A 17,772-nucleotide genomic window follows, 5' to 3' on the forward strand; every position below is an offset into this window, starting at 1 on the left:
CAGGGTGAGAGGTCTACGACGTTTCATGTGTACGATACACATGACATGCATGGTGCACACAATAGAACTCGCCGGGACGGCGTAGGCGGGCCCGGTGGCCCATGGGAAACTGGCCTCGGGCAAGGTCTGGAGATTCGGGAAGTGAGCGGGATGAATCGGTCCGCGGAGATCGAGTACGAGCAGATGCTGCTCGCGCGGCACTCGCTGGTGACCGTCAATCGTCAGCACCTGCTCGAGCGCAGTGCCTACATCCTGCTCTGCCGGATCGAGGTGCAGGGCCGGATGTCGATCAGTGAGCTGAGTGAGGCGCTCGGGCTCGACGTCTCCACGCTCAACCGGCAGACGGCGGCGGCCATGCGGGCCGGCCTGCTCGAGCGCATCGCCGACCCCGACGGCGGTATCGCGCGGAAGTTCGTCATCACGCAGCAGGGGTCCGAACTGCTGGTCGCCCAGCGCTCGATGATGAGGAACGGTCTGGACAAGCTGATGGCCGACTGGAGCGACGAGGAGATCGCCGACTTCGGCGCCTTCCTCCGGCGGTTCAACATGGACATAGAGCGCCATACCGGCCGCATCTGGCCGCGCCCCTGACTACATCAGCACCGACGTGAGCAGCAGGCTGGTCTCCGAGTTCACCACGCCCTCGACCGATCTGATCCGGCTCAGTACCCGGTCGAACTCGGCCAGCGAGGTGGTACGGGTCTCGGCGACCAGGTCCCAGCCGCCGTTGGTGGTGTGCAGCGAAACAATCTCGGGAAGTCCCCGTAACTTGGCGATAACACGTTCGGTGGCGCGGCCTTCCAGCTCGATGAAGGAGACCGCCCGGACGTCACCGCCCGCGTCTTCCCGCACGCGCGTGGTGAAACCGATGATGACACCGGTGCGTTGCAGGCGCTCGATGCGCTGCGTGATGGTGCCCCGGCTCACCCCGAGCCGGCGGGCCAGCGCGGCGGCCGGCTCACGCGCATCAATCCGCAAAGCGGAGAGCAGCTTTCGGTCGAGATCGTCAAGATCGGGCACGCGCCCACTCTAGCGGTGGCGATGTGCTCGCCGGAACTGCGCAATCTGCTGGATCCGGCCCCGCAGATCGATCGGTTGGCTGGTTGTCCGGCAGCGGGGCTGATTCCTACGCTCATGGCCATGCTGTTCGTCAACGTGCAGAACATGGCCCGATGGGTGTCCGAAACCGGGCCCGAGGCAATCATCTCCGGCATGACCGAGGCCCTGGAGCGCAACTTCCGCCGGTGGCCGGAGTTCGACCGCACCCCGCGACTGGCCGCTCACTCACCGGTGGGTGTCATCGAGCTGATGCCGACCACGGACGGTGAGGCGTACACCTTCAAGTACGTGAACGGGCACCCGGGCAACCCGGCGCACGGCCTGCAGACCGTCACCGCCTTCGGGGTGATGGCCGATGTCTACACCGGTTACCCGACCTTCATCTCCGAGATGACCCTCCTGACCGCGCTGCGCACCGCTGCGACCTCGGCCCTGGCTGCCCGCTGGCTGGCCCCGCGCGACGTGGACACCATGGCCATGATCGGCGCCGGTTCCCAGGCCGAGTTCCAGGCCCTGGGAATGCGCGCCCAGCTCGGGATCTCGAAGCTACGGGTGTTCGACGTCGATCCCGCGGCCACGGCCAAGTTCGTGCGCAACCTGCGGGGTCTCGGGTTCGGGATCGAGGTGGCCGCGAGCGCCGCCGACGCGGTCCGCGACACCCGGATCATCACCACCTGCACCGCCGACAAGGCCAACGCCGCCGTGCTCCAGTTCGCCGACGTCACGCCGGGCGCCTACCTGAACGCGATCGGCGGTGACTGCCCGGGCAAGACCGAGCTCGACCCGCGCATCGTCGAAGAGGCCGACGTGTTCGTCGAGCACACCGAGCAGACCCGGATCGAGGGCGAGATCCAGCGTCAGGCGGCTGATTTCCCGGTGACCGAGCTGTGGCGGGTGATTCGCGGCGAAGCCCCGGCGGGCAGCGGGCGCACCGTGGTGTTCGACTCGGTGGGGTTCGCGATCGAGGACTTCACCGCCCTGGCCTACGTGCGCGAGGCCGTGACGGGCACCCGGTACGCCGAGCACATCGACCTGATCGCCGGCCCCGACGACCCCAAAGACCTGTTCGGGATGCTCGGTGCCCCTGTTCCCGCCTGAGGCCGGGCTGCACCAGGCGCCCTCCGCGGTCGTCATGGTGCGCCCGCACCTGTTCCGCTCCAACCCGGCAACCATGGCGGACAACGGATTCCAGCGGGAGTCCGGCGGTTCGGCGGCGATGGACGCGTGGCGCGAGACGACCGCGGTCGCGGACGCCCTGCGCGGTCACGGGGTGGAGGTCCACCTCTTCGAGGACCCGACCGACCGCACCCCCGACAGCGTCTTCCCCAACAACTGGTTCACCACGCACCCGGACGGGACGGTCGTCCTTTATCCGATGTATGTCGCGAACCGGCGGCTGGAACGCCGGGACGACGTGGTCGAGTTGCTGCGGGAGCGTTACCGGGTGCGGCGCGTGGTCGATCTGGCCCTCGGCGCCGCGCCCGGAGTGGCCCTGGAGGGGACGGGCGCCCTGGTGCTCGACCATGTCGCCCGCACGGCCTACGTCTGCCGGTCGCATCGCACCGACACTCGCCTGGTGGCCCGGTTCTGTGACGAACTGGGTTACGAGGCGGTGGTTTTCGACGCGGCCGACCGGGGCGAGGCGGTCTATCACACCAACGTCATGATGGCGGTGGGCACCACCTTCGCGGTGATCGGGGCCTCGCTGGTCGACGAGGGCGACCGGCCCGTCGTCCTGGAGTCGCTGGAGGCGAGCGGCCGCGACGTGATCCGCCTGTCGCGGGAGCAGATCCGCCGGTTCGCGGGCAACTGCCTGGAGCTGACCGGCCCGGCCGGTTCCGTGCTGGCCCTGTCGGTGACGGCGCACGCCGCCCTCACCGGCCGGCAGCGGGCGCGCCTGGCCGAGCACACCACCCTGGTGCCCCTGAGCGTGCCGACGATCGAGACGGCGGGTGGATCGGTGCGCTGCATGCTGGCGGGGATCCATCTGGAGCCGACAGCGGTCCTGTCACCTCGTCCGTCAGCGATCTGAACCCCGACCGGGCCCCTGGCCGTCCGGGCCGCCGGCACCCCACCAGGGGTGCTGCGGCCGGCCGGGACGCCCAGGGGTCTCACCGGCCGGCCGAGCGGATGCTGTCGCACCTGGCGGGAATTACGGACGATCTGGTCACGACGATCGGTCGGTGACCGGTTGCGCGGGGGTGCGGGCATGATTTGGTGCCCCCGTGCTGTTGGCGCTGGCGTGACTTCAGGATCTTCCGAGCCAGAACAGCGCGACGCCCACCGGCACGGCGAGTACAAGGTTCCCGGCGGCAAGCTGGTGGTCGCCGACCTCACGGTCCGCGAAGGCCGATTGTCGAACGTGGTGCTGTCGGGTGACTTCTTCCTCGAGCCGGACGAGGCACTGGGCCGTTTCTCGCAGGCGCTGGAGGGCCTGCCGGCCGACGCGACGCTGGCCACGCTGGAACAGGCGGTGGAGACGGCCCGGCGGGACGCGGTCATGGTCGGGTTCGACCCGCGGGCGGTGGGCCTGACGGTGCTGCGGGCCCTGGGCCGATCCAGTGCATGGCACGACCACCGGTTCGAGGTCCTGGACAGCGGCAGGCAGCACCCCCACATGCAGATGGCTCTGGACGAGGTGCTCGCCCGGCAGGTCGGTGCCGGTGAGCGGGCCCCCACCCTGCGGGTGTGGGAGTGGGCGTCCAACTCGGTGATCATCGGGTCGTTCCAGTCGCTGTCGAACGAGGTCGACATCGAGGCGGCCGAGCGCCACGGAGCCACGGTGGTGCGCCGCATCTCCGGCGGCGGGGCGATGTTCGTCGAGCCCGGCAACACGATCACCTACTCGCTCTATGTGCCCACCACCCTGGTCGAGGGCATGAGCTTCGCCGACTCGTACGCGTTCCTGGACGCCTGGGTGATCCGGGCCCTGCGCGAACTCGGCGTGGACGCCTCCTACGTGCCCCTCAACGACATCGCCTCCCCGTCGGGCAAGATCGGCGGCGCCGCCCAGAAGCGCCTGGCCTCGGGCGCGGTGCTGCACCACGTCACGATGTCCTACGACATCGACGCGCAGAAGATGCTCGACATCATCCGGATCGGCCGGGAGAAGCTGTCGGACAAGGGGATCAAGAGCGCGGTCAAGCGCGTGGACCCGATCCGCAGCCAGACCGGCCTGCCCCGCGAGAAGGTCATCGAGGCCATGATCGAGCACTTCCGGGCCAGCTACGGCCTCACCCCGGTACAGCTCGACGACGCCACCCGGGCCGAGGCCGAGGAACTGGCGACGAGCAAGTACCGCGACCCGCAGTGGCTGGCCCGCGTCCCCTGAGACCCGTTCCACCGCAGGGTGGTCTCCTCCGGATGAACGGACACCCCCGAGACGACTGATTTTGGTGTTTTGCCAAAATTTGCTAGAGTTGACGCGTGCCGTGATTTTAGTTGCAACTGGCTGTGGCACTGCATGTTTGGTGCTTGAACCCTGTGGCGGTTGAAGTCGGCTCGTTGTTGAAACTCGCGTCTCGATGACAGCAGCCTCTGTGGATTGCGTAGTTCCCGGAGAGCGGGGGCTCGGGGCGATCCCGACTGTGCGCCCGGGTTGCGAGCGGTCGCAAGTTAACTTGTTGTCGAGGTGGTCGGGGGGCTACCGTAATGAAACCGATCATTGCTGGGAGCGCTCGTAAGCATGGTGTCGGTGACGAGGACATGCAGCATGCGTATATGAATCCGATCCGGATCTTTGACGTCGATGAGGGGTTGCGGATGTTCATCGGCCCGGATCGAACGGCTCGGCTGCTTGAAGTTGGAGTGGTCGAGGGGGATCTTGCTCCTGTGATCGTGCATGCGATGCCCGTTCGCCCGAAGTTTCTGAGGTGATGCCAAGTGCCACGAACAGTGCAAGAGATTCTTGATCATGCGGACGAACTCGCCGCCCGATTTGAGAAATTTGAGCCCGCCTCGTCGGATGCGCGGGAGGCGGACTCTCTGGAGGCGCTACGTGAGGCGGTGCTGGCGAGATCGGATGCCGAGCGTGCGCTTGCCGTGCTGGTGCGTCAAGCGCACGCTTCTGGGCATTCATGGCGCTCCATCGGCGACCTCCTGGGTACTTCGGGCGAGGCTGCCCGCCAGCGTTACGGAAAGCGTGACAAGCGTTCGAACATGACATCCCATTGACGAGTTCTGCCTGGACTAACCTTTCTGCTTCCGGACGCCGTCGAGCGCCATGCCCAGCACCCGGTCACGCTGGGCGGGCTCGACGGCATCGGCTCCGCTGATGCCGCGGACCAGAAACAGGACATCGTCGAAACTCACGTCTTCCCGGGCGCTTCCGGCATCCTGGGCGCGGGCGAGCAGGGGTTCGCCGGCGGTGTGGATCAGCTCGCGGGCCGCGACGAACATCGGGTCCTGGTGATTGAGCGCGTCGAAGATGGCCTTCTTCGTGGTGGCGTAGCTGACGAACTGCCGCAACCACGTCGCCAGTGCCTCCCAGGGATCGAGATCCTCCAGCTCGGCGGCCTTCTCGGAGAGGGCCGCGACCTCGTCCAGGTAGACGGCCTCGAACAGGTGCTGCCGGGTGGGGAAATTGCGGTAGAGCGTGGCGATGTTGACCCCGGCCCGCCGGGCGACCTCCTCGAGGGATGCCGCCGCCCCGTCGCGGGCGAACACCTCACGGGCGGCCTCCAGCAGGGTGTCGAAGTTACGGCGTGCGTCCGCCCGCTGGGGACGGCGAACGCGCGTCGTGCTGTCTTCCGGAGCCATGGCACATCCCTCGTCGCCCCGCGGCGTTGACAACCGCAGGGGTCCCTTCGTTAAAGTCAAGGCAGTCCTGCGGTAAGGCGCAGGGCTCCCTGCAGTTTAAGGGTTCCTCCCCGTCCGAAGGACATCACTGTGCCTACCCTGGGATTCATCGGCAGCGGAAAGATCGGCTCCACGCTCGCCCGGCTGGCCGTGGACGCCGGTCACGACGTCGTCCTCAGTAACGGCCGGGGGCCGGACAGCCTGCACGATCTGGCCGCGGAGCTGGGTGCCCGGGCCGCCACCCCGCAGCAGGCGGCCGAGCAGGGCGACATCGTCGTGGTGGCGATGCCCCTGACCGCCTACGCGCAGGTGCCGGCCGGGCCCCTGCGCGGCAAGGTCGTCATCGACACGGCCAACTACAAGCCCGCCGAGCACCCCGGCCACCTGCCCGCGGTGGACGCCGGTCTCACCACACCGCACGAGCTCATGCAGTTCCAGTTGCCGGACGCCCACGTGGTGAAGGCGTTCAGCAACATCTTCTTCCGGCATCTGGCCACGCTCGGTCGCCCCGCCGGGGCCCCGGATCGCAGCGCCCTGCCCATGGCCGGCGACGACACCGGGGCGAAGGCCACGGTCGCGGCGCTGATCGACACGCTCGGCTACGACACCCTCGACACCGGAGACCTGCTGTCGTCGCGATTTTTCGCCGTTCTCGGAACCCCGGCCAACGGTGCCTACCTCGATCCGGACGGTGGATTCGCCGCCCCCGGCCGACCGGCCGCGGCCTCTGCCGTAGCCGAGCTTCTGCGCAGGAGTCACTCGTGAAGGCCGCCGTCGTCACCGCCTACGGTGAGGCACCGCGCTACCTGGATCTCCCGGAACCCCGGGCCGTCGGCGAGCACGAACTCGTGGTCGAGGTGCTGGCCGCCGGTCTGCATCCCCGCGTGCGCATGCAGGCCGAGGGCTCGCACTACACCAGCAGCGCCGAGGACCTGCCGTTGGTACCGGGGATCGACGGTGTGGGACGCGGACCCGACGGTCGGCTCTGGTACTTCATGTCCCTCGGGGCCCGGGCCGGTTCGATGGCCGAGCGCACCGTCATCGACACCCGTCGCGCCCTGATGCTGCCCGAGAGCACCGACCCCGTGACGGTGGCCGGGACCCTGAACTGTGCGATCGCGTCCTGGCTCGTCCTGAGTCGCCGCATCCCGTTCGAGAAGGGGCACAACGTGCTGATTCTCGGCGCGACCGGAGGCACCGGGCAGATGTCGGTACCCGTGGCCCGGCATTTCGGCGCCGGCCGGGTCATCGCCGTGGGGCGCGACACCGGCCGTCTGGCGGCTCTTCCCGGTGTGGACGACATCGCGCTGCTGGGCGACCCGGAGTCCGTCGCGCGGGTGGGCGCCGAGGTCGACGTCGTGCTCGACTACGTCTGGGGTGAGCCAGCCGTGGCCGCGATGACCGCCCTCGTCCAGAACCGGCCCGAACCCGCCCGGCCCCTGACCTGGGTCCAGCTGGGGGAGATTGCCGGGGCGCAGGCATCCGTTCCCGCCGGGCTGTTGCGTTCGTCCGGCCTTCAGATCCTCGGCAGCGGTCAGGGATCGCTCGGCACGGCCGACATGGCGACCGAGATTCCCGCCGTGGCTGCCGAGATCGCCCGCGGCACCTTCGCCATGAAGACCACGGCGATCGCCCTCGAGCACGTCGAGGAGGCCTGGAACCGCCCCGCCGACAGCAGCAGCCGCATCGTGCTCACGGCTGGAAGCTGACCCCGTGGTCGAGCGACATCGCGTCGGGACGGAGGGTCACCTTCTCCGGATAGGTGCGGCCCAGTAGGGCCAGGGTGGACAGCTCGTCCAGTCCGGCGGTGTCGATCGCGCCGTTGCCGACCACGAGGCCCGTGGCGGCCAGTGCGGACGCGGCGCTGACATCGGGTTCGGGGGTGAGGTCCGGGGCTGACCGGGCGTAGCGGTGGCCTCGCAGGGCCTGGCCGAGATCGACCGACCAGGAACCGGTCTCGATGCGGGCCCGGCGCACGCCCTCGATCACCGGCCCGGCGACGAGGCGGGCGCCGGTGGATGCGGTAGCCGGGGGCAGGGAGGACAGGGTCGTGCGCGGTGCCGCATAGTAGTCCGCGAGCTCGCTGACGTAGGTGGCGGTGTGTACCGCATCCTTTGAAGGGCTCCAGGAGAGGAGATAGCGGGGTGCCGTGCGCACCGGGGCGGCGGTGACGACGGGGAGGACGGTCGCGCCGTTGTGGTCAAAACCGTATCCGGCGGAACGGGATTCGCCGGTGACGACCTGCTGGGCGAATCCGACGATCGTGGTGTGCCGGATCTTGCGGAACATCGCCTCGGCGAAGAGCTGCTCGCGGGCCGGCTCGAGATGCCGCAGGCCGAGCGGTGTCACGTGGACGGGGACCTGCTGCCAGTTGGTGAAGGGCAGCAACGCGTCGCGCAGTAGCACGGTCTGGTGGATCCACTCGTTGAAGTTCTGCATGGCGACGGGCCCTCCGCGTCGCCCGAGCAGGAGTTCGGCCGCCGGGCGGGTGAGGGTCTCGCCGTAGCAGTGGCTGCGGACGACCAGGGGGCCGGCCGGGAAGGGGCTGCGGTCGGCCAGGAGCTGGTCGAGGGCCTCGACGGCCCATTCGGCGATCTCCTGCCCGATGCTCTCGGCCTGGCCGAGCAGTTCGTCGTTGGCCCGGGACAGCCCGGCCCGCAACGGCATCGTGCTCTCCCGGGTGCCCAGGGCGAGCGTGGTGCGGACCTGGTCGGCCAGCACCTCCCGGTCCAGGTCGCTCAGGGCCTCGATCGTGCCCTGGAGCAGGGGCAGGGTGAGGGCGATGTACTCGCGGGCGGTCAGGGACGTCGTGCCGGTGATCTGGTTCCAGCGGTCTGCGCCGAGCATGAGGGCCACCTATCTTGATCGATCGTTACAGATTGAGGACAGGAAAACGTCAGTCGAGGGCGCCCAGGGCGACCTCCACGAGCGGAGTGAGGGCGTCGGCGTCCGGCGTGACCTTCGACGACACCAGTAGTCCGTTGAGGAACGTGACCAGGAAGGCCGCCAAAGTCTGGGCATCGTGCCGGTCGGACACCTCTCCCCGCGCGGCCGCCGCCCGCAGCACGTCGGCCAGCGATTCCTGGCTGACAGCGAGCGCATCCCGGACGGCCTTCTGGGTGGGACCGTCCTGCGGCAGGCGCTCGGAGGCCGCGTTGACGAACAGGCAGCCCTGGCCGCCGTGCATCACCGCGATCCGGATCCGTTCCACCAGCATCGTCCGGATCGCCGCCCGGACGTCGCCGCCGGCCTGGAGATCGGCCAGGGCGGCGTCGGCCAGGGTGTCGCGGTAGTGGGTGAGCGCGGCCTGGTATAGGCCTTCCTTGCTGCCGAACGCCGCGTACAGCGACCCCTGCCCGATGCCCAGGTGCTCGGTCAGGTCACGCACCGACGTCGCCTCGAAGCCGCGCGTCCAGAACAGGTTCATCGCCCGTACGACGGCGGCCTCGGTATCGAACTCGCGCACCCGGGCCATGCGGAGCACTCTAGGCTATCTGGATCGTCCGTTCAAGAAAGGCGGCGAGCGACATTTCTTCCAGGACGTGCCGGATCGGGTTCAGGGGAACCGGGATCAGGGGCATCTCGGAGGTTCCCGTACTGCGGCGATCTCGGTGTGGATGGCCAGGGTCTCCGGCCGCATCAGCCCCGTCTTCACGGAGTTGATTCCGTAATGATCGGGAAAGCTGATGTCGACCACGTGGATCCGCTTGGTGATCAGGTTGTTCGTCACGACGTTCCTTCTCGACGTTCAGGTCCGGCACCGCCCCCGCACGCTGGTGGATCCAGTGGCGGTGCGAAGGGGGCGATGTGAACCCGTCGTTGCCGGGAAGCTGACGGCCGGACGGCTTTTCCTGACCAACCCGGACCGCGCCTCAGCTGTAGTCGGCGCTTACCGTGCGGGTCGCGCCGTCGAGGCGGATCGGGCCGCCGTGGGGCAGGATCCACTGCGGACGGGTGTGGCCGAAGGGCACCCCGACACAGACCACGGCGCCGGGGTTGTACCGGGTCACCTGCTCGATGACGGTGTCGCGTTGTTCGGCGCGCAGTTTCGCACGGTCGTCGGCCGAGGGTAGGGCCGTTCCCAGGGAACTCGCCGGCGGGCGGGCCACCAGTACCCCGGCCACGGCCCCCAGCAGACCACGTTCGCCGAGCCCCCGCACCCAGCGCTTCACCGCGTCCGCCGGCGGGAGCTCCTCGCTGGTCTCCAGCAGCAGCACCCCACCCTCGAGGTCGGCGACGGCGGGCAGGCGCCCGGCCAGCGCGATCTGGTCGATGACCTCCAGGCAACCGCCCCAGCTGCGGCCTTCGGCCACCACCTGCGGACCGGCCCAGGCCCACGGCTCGGTGGCCTCGCGCTCGCCGAACGCGGTGAGGGCACGGGGGTCGGTCCACGAGACGCCGAAGTCCTCCGCCTCGCCCGGGTCGGTGATCTCCAGGGCCCCACCGTCGAGCAGGGCCGCGCGCAGCGACGTCAGGTGCACGTCGTCGAGGTGCGGGCCCGGACCGAGATGCACCTGGGTCGAGCCGCCGTAGTAGCTGGGCACGCCCAGGTTCCACAGGAAATTGTGGAGGTTGGTGTTGTCGCTGTAGCCCAGGAACGGCTTGGGGTTCGCGGCCACCACCTCGGCGTCGAGGTGCGGGACGACCGTGATCTGGTCGTCCCCGCCGATCGTCGCGAGCACGGCCCGGATACTCGGGTCGGCGAAGGCGGCCGTGACGTCGGCGGCCCGCGCCTGCGCGCTCGCCCCGAGCTGACGAGTGGTCGGGTATTCGGCCGGGATCAGTCCGGTGGCCTCGGTGAGGCGCCGTAGCGCCTGCTGGTGGACGGTCTCCGACACCGCGGGGGCGGCGAACGCCGGTGACAGCACGGCGACGCGGTCGCCGGCCCGGGCCTTGGGGACGCTGACCCATGGACGCGTACTCATCCGGTCATTGAACCAGCGGGCCCCCGGGGGACGCAGGTCAGTTTTCGGGCAGTGAATCAGAACATTTCCGGCACATTGCTGGGAATCGCCGGAAGCGTCAACTACGTTGCCGGAGTGGCGCGCGGTCGAGGTCACGGCTGTGAGGGCGCCGATGCCCATCTCCGTAAGGGGTTTCATGAACAAGGGAACGAACGTCGTCCTGGCCGCCTGCGCATTCGTCGTGGTGGCGGCCGTCGGGACCACGGTGACCGCGGCCGCGGCGCAGGCCTCCGAGCCGATCAGCGTGACGGCCCGCATCGCGGTCGACGACACCCCGACGCCGACGCCGACGCCGACCGAGACGTCCACGTCGACTCCGACGCCGACTCCGACCGAGACGCCGACGGCCACGCCCTCGCCGACCATCATCACGGCCGATCAGGCCAGGGCGATCGCCCTCACCGCGGCCGGTGGCGGCACGATCACCAAGTTCGAGCTGAAGGACGAGCACAGCGACAAGGCCGAGTACCGGATCGAGCTGACGAACGGCAAGGTGCGCCACAAGTTCCGCATCGATGCCTTCACCGGCGAGATCACCCGGCACGACATCAACTGATCAGGCCCGGTGGGTTCTCGGTGCCGTCCGGGAACTCGCCGGACAGCACCGAGGCGACCGGATCGTCCTTAATTGGACGACTGGGTCTGGGGAGCCGACCAGCTCGCGAGGAGCCGGAGCCGGTCCTCGTCGGCCGAGCCGGGCTCGGCGGTGCAGACCGTGAGCATCTCGGCCTCCTGCACGGAGATCGGCAGGTTCATCGAGTGGTAGGCCAGCGTCAGCGGGCCGGCGGTGGGGTGGCGGAAGAGCTTGGTGCCGCGGTTGTGGATGACCACGTTGTGTGCGGCCCAGCGGGTGCGGAACTCCGGGCTGACCTGCGACAGTTCGGTCACCAGGTCGGTGATGCCGGTGTCGCAGTGGTCGCGGCCGGCCTCGGTGCGCAGCAGGCCCACGAGCACGTCGGCCGTGACGTGCCAGTTGCCGTAGAAGTCGTGGGAGCCCGGGTCGGCGAAGTGGTAGCGGGCCAGGTTCGCCTGGCCGTGCTCGTGCGTGGTGGGGCTCTCGAGCATGGGGGAGTACAGGGCCCGGCCGAGGGGGTTGACGGCCAGGACGTCGAGGCGCTTGTTGCTGACCATCGCGCTGGAGAGGGCCATGCTGTCGAGCAGCCACTGCACGGTCGGCGGCAGATCGGTGGCCGGGCGGGGTCCGCAGGCACGGCCGGGCTCGTCGGCGCGGGCGGCCCGGGCCATGTCGAACAGGTAGATCCGTTCCTCGTCGTCGAGCCTCAGCGCGCGGGCCACGGCGTCGAGCACGTCGTAGGACACCTCGGCGATGTGCCCCTTCTCCAGCCGGGCGTACCACTCGCTGCTGACCCCGGCGAGCACGGCGACCTCCTCGCGGCGCAGCCCCGGCACCCGGCGGTGACCCGAAACGGGCAGACCGGCCTGAGCGGGGGTGATGCGGGCCCGGCGGCTCATCAGGAAGTCGCGGACGGATGCTCGGTTGTTCACGTCGTCCACGGTACGTCGGGTTCGGTCATTGAGGCAGGTGGCACCTCTACCCCCGGTGATCTGAGCCTGTCACCCTGATCGCGCCGGGGCTTGCATGGTGATCGGCCCGGTTCCGGGCCGTCATCGACAACAGGAGCCAAGAGCCATGCGCGCAACCCTGATGTACGGCGCCGGCGACGTGCGCATCGAGAACGTCCCCGACTCCGTGATCGCCCAGCCGACCGATGCCGTGGTCCGGGTCACCGCGGCCTGCATCTGCGGCTCGGACCTGTGGCCCTACGGCCAGATGCCCGCCGGGTCCGGTCCGGCCCGGATGGGTCACGAGTTCATCGGGATCGTCGAGGAGACCGGGTCGGAGGTCACGTCGGTCCGCAAGGGCGACCTGGTCGTCTCGCCGTGGGTCTTCAGCGACGGCACCTGCGAGTACTGCCAGGAGGGCCTGACCACGTCGTGCGTGCACGGCGGGCTGTGGGGCTACGGGCCGCACGAGGGGGCCCAGGCCGAGGCGATCCGCGTTCCCTACGCCGACGGCACGCTGGTCAAGCTGCCGGTCGCGGCCGACTCGGCGCTGATCCCCTCCTTGCTCACCCTGTCGGACGTGTTCGGCACCGGTCACCACGCCGCCGTGCGCGGTGGGGTCACGGCGGGCTCGAGTGTCACCGTGATCGGTGACGGCGCGGTCGGTCTGCTGGCCGTGCTCGCCGCGAAGCGTCTGGGCGCGCAGGAGATCCTGCTGATGGGCCGGCACGAGGCCCGCACCGACCTGGGCCGGGAGTTCGGCGCCACCGAGGTGATCGCCGCCCGCGGTGACGAAGGGGCGGAACGGGTGCGGGAACTCACCAGTGGCCAGGGGACGTCGGTGGTCATCGAGGCGGTCGGCAGCCGGCCGGCCTACGACCAGGCGGTAGGGTCCGTGCGCAACGGCGGCACGATCAGCCGGGTCGGCGTGCCGCAGTACGAGGAGGCCCCGATCGGCCTGGGCAGCCTGTTCTTCCGCAACGTGCGGCTCACCGGTGGGGCCGCGCCGACCCGGGCCTACATCAACGAGCTGATGCCGGCCGTGCTCGACGGGAGCATCGATCCGGGAAAGGTTTTCGACGTGAGCACCGACCTGGACGGGGTGCCCGCCGGGTACCGGCAGATGGCCGACCGCAAGAGCCTGAAGGTGCTCGTGCGGCCCTGATCATCGGTGGGGATGCCGGTGCCTTCGACGAGGAGGCTCTGGTGGTTCTCGACGCGGTGCCGTCCCGCTCGTCCCAGGTGTCGTTCGGGTGACTCCGGGCGCGGCCAACTCTTACACATGTTAAATTCTTTACGTGTGTAAGACGCCGCGCGAGAACCCCATCGTGACCCGGTCGCGGACCGCGCTGATCGGTGCGGCGACCGTGCTGCTGGACGAAAGGGACGCCTCGGCGATCTCGGTCAAGGATGTCGTCGAGACCGCGGCGATGAGCCGGCCCACCTTCTACCAGCACTTCGCCGACCTGGGGGCGCTGTTCGCGGCCGCCGGCCTGGTGCGCCTGGAGCAGTCGATGGTCGGGATCGAGCCGGCCTCGCAGGCCCCGACCGGTCTGCACGACGCGTTCGCGCCGGTGCTCATGGTCATCGTCGACCGGATGCAGCCGCACGCGGAGTTCTACTCCCGCATCAACGGCAGCTCCGGTGGGCAGCTCTTCCACGCGGGTGTCGTGGCGTCCACGGCTGAGCGGTTACGGCGTGAGCCGTTGCTCCAGCCGTGGGCGCACCGTGACGACATCTTCTGGGAGTTCTTCGCGGCGGGGGTGGTGTGGGTGCTCACCCGTCATCTGAATGCCGTCTCCGCCGGGGAGTCGTCCCACGTGGCTGCCGATCTCGCGGGCATCTTCGACTTCGTCTTCACACGCTGACCCAACCCGAAAGTGAGAGCTGAGAAGATCATGCGCGCAGTCGTCCATCATGAGTTCGGTGACCCGTCCGAGGTGCTCGTCGTCGAGGAGGTGCCCACACCCGAGCCCGCCGAGGGCGAGGTGCGCGTGCGCACCGTCCTGTCCGCCGTGCACAACCACGATCTGTGGACCATTCGCGGCACCTACGGCTTCAAGCCCGAGCTGCCCGCCCGGGCCGGTACCGAGGCGGTCGGGGTCGTCGATGCGCTCGGCGCCGGTGTCGAGGGTCTGACCGTCGGCCAGAGGGTCGTAGCCAGCACCACTTTCGGTGTCTGGGCGGAGTACTTCGTGGCCAGGGCCACCTCGCTGATCCCGGTGCCTGACGCACTGTCCGACGAGATCGCCGCGCAGCTGGTCTCCATGCCCTTCTCCGCGCTGAGCCTGATCGACTCGCTGGGCCTGAAGGAGGGTGACTGGCTGGTCGAGAACGCCGCCAACGGTGCCGTCGGCCGTCTGGTCGCCCAGCTCGCAGCCCCGCGTGGCATCAACGTGCTCGGGCTGGTGCGCCGCGCCCAGGGCGTCGAGGAGCTGGCCAAGCACGGCATCGGCAACATCGTCGCCACCGACGCCGAGGGCTGGCAGGACAAGGCCCGCGAGATCACCGGCGGCGCACCGGTCGTCGTGGGCGTGGACTCCGTCGGCGGCTCTTCGGCCGGCGACGTGCTGTCGCTGATCGCCGAGGACGGCACGCTGGTGGTCTTCGGCGCGATGGCCTCCCCGACCATGGAGCTGAGCTCCGGCACCATCATCTTCAAGAACGTGACGGTGAAGGGCTTCTGGGGCAGCAAGGTGAGCCGCGCCATGGCCGCCGACCACCGTAAGAAGCTCCTGACCGAGCTCGTCACCCGGGCCATCGACGGCTCCCTGACCCTCCCGGTCGACGCCGTCTACTCGTTCGACGAGGTGCGCAAGGCCAACACGGCGAACTTCCAGGCCGGGCGCGACGGCAAGATCCTGCTGCGCCCGTGACTTCGCCTCAGACGTAGAAGGGCTGGGGCTGGGCCGGGTCGGCCTTGACGATGTTGAGGTCGGGAATGGCTCGGAGGTCTTCCAGGGCTCCTTCGGAAGCGCCGATGCCGGCCCAGTGCTGGTCGACGTCTTTGGCGATGCACCAGGTGCGGTCGGCGGGCCAGATGAAGGCGGGCAGGGGCGGGTCTTCGTCGGACGGGGCGCCCCAGCCGCCGAGGTCGGTGAGGGCTCCCTCGAAGAGGTGGTAGGTGCGGTGAGGGACTCGTACCAGGGACGCGGCCTCCGGGATCGGGATGCCCCAGCCGTCCCAGAGGCAGAAATAGGCCAGTTCCGGGGTGGTGGTGTGGCGGCTGAGGACCTGGAGGGCCAGACGCAGCCGGTCGTTCTCGGACAGGGCTCCGGGGAGGGCCGGTGCCTCGGCCTCGCTCTGCCAGGGGCCCTCGGGGTCGGGCAGGAAGAGCAGGCGGGCGTGGACCGACAGGCCGCTGGGGCCGAAATCGGCGATCTGGGGCCAGTCTTCGTCGCTGCCGGTGATCCAGGAGGCCGCAGTGCGTTTGGGTGAGGGCGTCAGAGGCACCGGGGCATCCTCTCAGGTACGGTCCAGTCGCCGAAGTGAGAGGTCAGCCGCTCCTGGGGCGGTGGCCGCGAAGGGTTGGCCGGGGTGCTAGCTATAGTGGCCGGTGGTGCGCCGGGAAGTCTGGTCGGCAAGGTCTTCGTCGATCCTTCCTGAGGAGTTACACCCATGCCTTCGCCTCGCTTGTTCGGCCGCGGTACCTGGCCCGAGGCCCGGCGGGTCGCTGATGTCCTGCGCAAGGAGACCGTCGGGGGAGCGCTGCTCCTGATCGCTACCGTGCTCGCCCTGATCTGGGCCAACTCACCGTGGTCGGACGGGTATGCCTCGCTGCGCGACGCCACCTTCGGCCCGCACCGCCTGCACCTCGACCTGACGCTCGGGCAGTGGGCTGCCGACGGTCTGCTGGCGATCTTCTTCTTCGTGGCCGGGCTGGAGCTCAAGCGGGAGTTCGTCGCCGGTGATCTGCGCGATCCCCGCCGGGCCGCGCTCCCGGTCACCGCTGCGGTCGGCGGCATGATCGCGCCTGCCGTGATCTTCGTGCTGCTCAACCGAGGCACCGGGGACGGGGCGCTTCAGGGGTGGGCGATCCCGACCGCTACCGACATCGCGTTCGCCCTGGCGGTGCTGGCCGTGATCAGCAGTCATCTGCCGGTGGCCCTGCGCACGTTCCTGCTGACCCTGGCCGTGGTCGACGACCTGCTGGCCATCGTCATCATCGCCGTGTTCTTCACCTCCGACCTGAGCCTCGTGCCTTTGCTGTTCGCCGCGCTGACCCTGGGGCTCTTCACCGTCCTGGTCCAGCGTCGCGTGCGTTCCTGGTGGCTTCTGCTGCCGTTGGCCGTGATCACCTGGGCCCTCGTGCACGCCTCCGGGATCCACGCCACCGTCGCGGGAGTGCTGCTCGGGTTCGCCGTGCCGGTCGTCCGGAGCCCGGCGGCCGGGGGGCCGGAGGCCGGTCCGGGTCTGGCCGAGCACTTCGAGCACCGGTTCCGGCCGATCTCGACCGGGTTCGCGGTGCCGGTCTTCGCCTTCTTCTCCGCCGGGGTCGCCGTCGGTGGCCTCAATGGTCTCGGCGATGCGCTGCGTGACCCGATCGCCCTGGGGATCGTCGCCGGCCTGGTCGGGGGCAAGACCATCGGCATCTTCACCGCGACCTTCGCCATGTCCCGGTTCACCCACGCCAAACTCGACGAAAGCCTCAGCTGGATCGATGTCTTCGGTCTGGCTCAGCTGGCCGGGATCGGGTTCACCGTGTCTCTGCTGATCGGCGAACTGGCCTTCGGGGCGGGAAGCTTGCGGGACGAGCACGTCAAGGTCGGGGTGCTCACGGGCAGCCTGGTCGCTGCGGTTCTGGCCACCGTCGTGCTGCGGCTGCGCAACCGCACGTACCGGCGCCTGCACGAGGCGGAGAGCGCCGACCGCGATGGCGACGGGGTTCCCGACGTCTACCAGGCAGACCCCACGGGATGATCCGCGCCTGCGAACCCGCAGGTACTCAGGTGTCCAGCGGGGTCGGGCTCTTCAGTTAGTCGAAGAGTGCCCGGTGTCCTGGCGCGGTGCGTCTGGGCTCTCACCTTTGTGCGGGGAGGTCACTGGCTGAATGAGCTTGGGGCCGTGTGCGTCTCGTGGCCGGCCACCAAGAGCTTCTGACCTGGACGCCCGCCACTTCCACCGCAAGGTCACCGGCACCCTGGGTTTCCTGGAGGGTCGCCACCGCCACCACGGTTCCTGTGCGGGAGCCTGTGCGTTGTGTACACCTAGTACATCCGGTACCGGATGTACCAGGTGTACACAACGCACAGGCCTCGCTCCTGGCATCGAGTCCTCTCGGCCGGCTCGGGGTTCGGGATGCATGTCGGCCACCAAGCTCATCGCACGGCGGCACGGTGGCACGGCGGCAAGGTGGATGGGGCGGCCAAGGTGGACGAGGTGGCGGGGTGGTCAAGGTGGCGGGGCCAGCGGGGCGAACGGGGCGGAC

General features: G+C 69.3%; 21 protein-coding genes. 13 read left to right on the forward strand and 8 right to left on the reverse strand.

What is annotated here, in order from left to right; genetic code table 11:
• Positions 1-150 precede the first annotated feature (150 nt).
• Positions 151-591 (forward strand): MarR family winged helix-turn-helix transcriptional regulator, encoded by a 441-nt coding sequence (locus LR393_RS28600; protein ID WP_231488012.1) that lies wholly within the window; start codon positions 151-153, stop codon positions 589-591.
• Here the strand turns inward: LR393_RS28600 and LR393_RS36720 are convergent, their stop codons facing one another.
• Complete coding sequence (locus tag LR393_RS36720) at positions 592-1,020, reverse strand: Lrp/AsnC family transcriptional regulator (RefSeq protein ID WP_231488013.1); 429 nt, start codon at positions 1,018-1,020, stop codon at positions 592-594.
• A gap of 120 nt (positions 1,021-1,140) precedes the next feature.
• Here LR393_RS36720 and LR393_RS28610 point away from each other — a divergent pair, with 120 nt between their 5' ends.
• From LR393_RS28610 to LR393_RS28630, 5 genes are all read left to right on the forward strand, one after another.
• The gene (locus LR393_RS28610) at positions 1,141-2,157 is read left to right on the forward strand and encodes an ornithine cyclodeaminase (protein WP_231488018.1); all 1,017 of its coding nucleotides are present in this window, start codon (positions 1,141-1,143) and stop codon (positions 2,155-2,157) included.
• Positions 2,138-3,091 (forward strand): citrulline utilization hydrolase CtlX, encoded by a 954-nt coding sequence (gene ctlX / locus LR393_RS28615; RefSeq protein ID WP_231488022.1) that lies wholly within the window; start codon positions 2,138-2,140, stop codon positions 3,089-3,091. Before LR393_RS28610 ends, ctlX begins: the two co-directional genes overlap by 20 nt.
• Before the next feature lie 210 nt (positions 3,092-3,301).
• Complete coding sequence (locus tag LR393_RS28620; RefSeq protein ID WP_231488024.1) at positions 3,302-4,390, forward strand: lipoate--protein ligase family protein; 1,089 nt, start codon at positions 3,302-3,304, stop codon at positions 4,388-4,390.
• Between the two features lie 320 nt (positions 4,391-4,710).
• A complete protein-coding gene (locus LR393_RS28625; RefSeq protein ID WP_231488026.1) occupies positions 4,711-4,935 on the forward strand; it encodes a hypothetical protein in 225 nt (74 codons plus the stop codon).
• A gap of 6 nt (positions 4,936-4,941) precedes the next feature.
• Positions 4,942-5,232: a hypothetical protein gene (locus LR393_RS28630; RefSeq protein WP_231488028.1), complete on the forward strand. Its 291-nt coding sequence runs from the start codon at positions 4,942-4,944 to the stop codon at positions 5,230-5,232.
• 15 nt (positions 5,233-5,247) lie between these two features.
• Here the strand turns inward: LR393_RS28630 and LR393_RS28635 are convergent, their stop codons facing one another.
• Positions 5,248-5,817 (reverse strand): TetR/AcrR family transcriptional regulator, encoded by a 570-nt coding sequence (locus LR393_RS28635; RefSeq protein WP_231488030.1) that lies wholly within the window; start codon positions 5,815-5,817, stop codon positions 5,248-5,250.
• A 129-nt stretch (positions 5,818-5,946) separates the two neighbouring features.
• Between LR393_RS28635 and LR393_RS28640 the strand changes: the two genes are divergently transcribed.
• Together LR393_RS28640 and LR393_RS28645 are read left to right on the forward strand one after the other, a co-directional pair.
• Positions 5,947-6,621, forward strand: coding sequence for an NADPH-dependent F420 reductase (locus LR393_RS28640; protein ID WP_231488032.1), 675 nt, complete (start codon positions 5,947-5,949; stop codon positions 6,619-6,621).
• Positions 6,618-7,565 carry a quinone oxidoreductase family protein gene (locus LR393_RS28645; protein ID WP_231488033.1) on the forward strand — a complete coding sequence of 316 codons (948 nt, stop codon included), beginning with the start codon at positions 6,618-6,620 and terminating at the stop codon, positions 7,563-7,565. The genes LR393_RS28640 and LR393_RS28645 overlap by 4 nt, the downstream gene beginning before the upstream one ends.
• Here LR393_RS28645 and LR393_RS28650 read toward each other — a convergent pair.
• From LR393_RS28650 to LR393_RS28665, 4 genes are all read right to left on the reverse strand, one after another.
• Positions 7,549-8,703, reverse strand: a complete 1,155-nt coding sequence (locus LR393_RS28650) for a hypothetical protein (RefSeq protein ID WP_231488035.1) — start codon at positions 8,701-8,703, stop codon at positions 7,549-7,551. The genes LR393_RS28645 and LR393_RS28650 overlap by 17 nt on opposite strands.
• A 49-nt stretch (positions 8,704-8,752) precedes the next feature.
• A complete protein-coding gene (locus tag LR393_RS28655) occupies positions 8,753-9,331 on the reverse strand; it encodes a TetR/AcrR family transcriptional regulator (protein WP_231488037.1) in 579 nt (192 codons plus the stop codon).
• A 96-nt stretch (positions 9,332-9,427) separates the two neighbouring features.
• Entirely contained in the window at positions 9,428-9,586 is a 159-nt protein-coding gene (locus tag LR393_RS28660) for a hypothetical protein (RefSeq protein WP_231488039.1), read from the reverse strand.
• Between the two features lie 142 nt (positions 9,587-9,728).
• A complete protein-coding gene (locus tag LR393_RS28665) occupies positions 9,729-10,781 on the reverse strand; it encodes a S66 family peptidase (RefSeq protein ID WP_231488041.1) in 1,053 nt (350 codons plus the stop codon).
• A gap of 175 nt (positions 10,782-10,956) precedes the next feature.
• On the opposite strand from LR393_RS28665, the gene LR393_RS28670 reads away from it, so the two are divergent.
• A complete protein-coding gene (locus LR393_RS28670; protein WP_231488043.1) occupies positions 10,957-11,376 on the forward strand; it encodes a PepSY domain-containing protein in 420 nt (139 codons plus the stop codon).
• A 68-nt stretch (positions 11,377-11,444) separates the two neighbouring features.
• Here LR393_RS28670 and LR393_RS28675 read toward each other — a convergent pair whose 3' ends face one another.
• Positions 11,445-12,335, reverse strand: coding sequence for a helix-turn-helix transcriptional regulator (locus tag LR393_RS28675; RefSeq protein ID WP_345718867.1), 891 nt, complete (start codon positions 12,333-12,335; stop codon positions 11,445-11,447).
• Positions 12,336-12,471: 136 nt separating this feature from the next.
• Here LR393_RS28675 and LR393_RS28680 point away from each other — a divergent pair, with 136 nt between their 5' ends.
• The 3 genes from LR393_RS28680 (at position 12,472) to LR393_RS28690 (ending at position 15,220) form a co-directional block, all read left to right on the forward strand.
• A complete protein-coding gene (locus LR393_RS28680) occupies positions 12,472-13,509 on the forward strand; it encodes a zinc-binding dehydrogenase (RefSeq protein ID WP_231488053.1) in 1,038 nt (345 codons plus the stop codon).
• A 133-nt stretch (positions 13,510-13,642) separates the two neighbouring features.
• A complete protein-coding gene (locus LR393_RS28685; RefSeq protein WP_231488054.1) occupies positions 13,643-14,212 on the forward strand; it encodes a TetR/AcrR family transcriptional regulator in 570 nt (189 codons plus the stop codon).
• Positions 14,213-14,242: 30 nt separating this feature from the next.
• On the forward strand, positions 14,243-15,220 hold the full coding sequence (locus tag LR393_RS28690; protein ID WP_231488056.1) for a zinc-binding dehydrogenase: 978 nt from the start codon (positions 14,243-14,245) through the stop codon (positions 15,218-15,220).
• A gap of 7 nt (positions 15,221-15,227) precedes the next feature.
• Here LR393_RS28690 and LR393_RS28695 read toward each other — a convergent pair whose 3' ends face one another.
• Entirely contained in the window at positions 15,228-15,797 is a 570-nt protein-coding gene (locus tag LR393_RS28695; RefSeq protein WP_231488058.1) for a hypothetical protein, read from the reverse strand.
• Between the two features lie 165 nt (positions 15,798-15,962).
• Between LR393_RS28695 and nhaA the strand changes: the two genes are divergently transcribed.
• Positions 15,963-17,264, forward strand: coding sequence for a Na+/H+ antiporter NhaA (gene nhaA / locus LR393_RS28700; RefSeq protein ID WP_231488059.1), 1,302 nt, complete (start codon positions 15,963-15,965; stop codon positions 17,262-17,264).
• The last annotated feature ends 508 nt before the right edge of the window (positions 17,265-17,772 follow it).

Origin of the sequence: Kineosporia mesophila (genome assembly GCF_021129235.1) — a bacterium.
Taxonomy (GTDB): Bacteria; Actinomycetota; Actinomycetes; order Actinomycetales; family Kineosporiaceae; genus Kineosporia; species Kineosporia mesophila.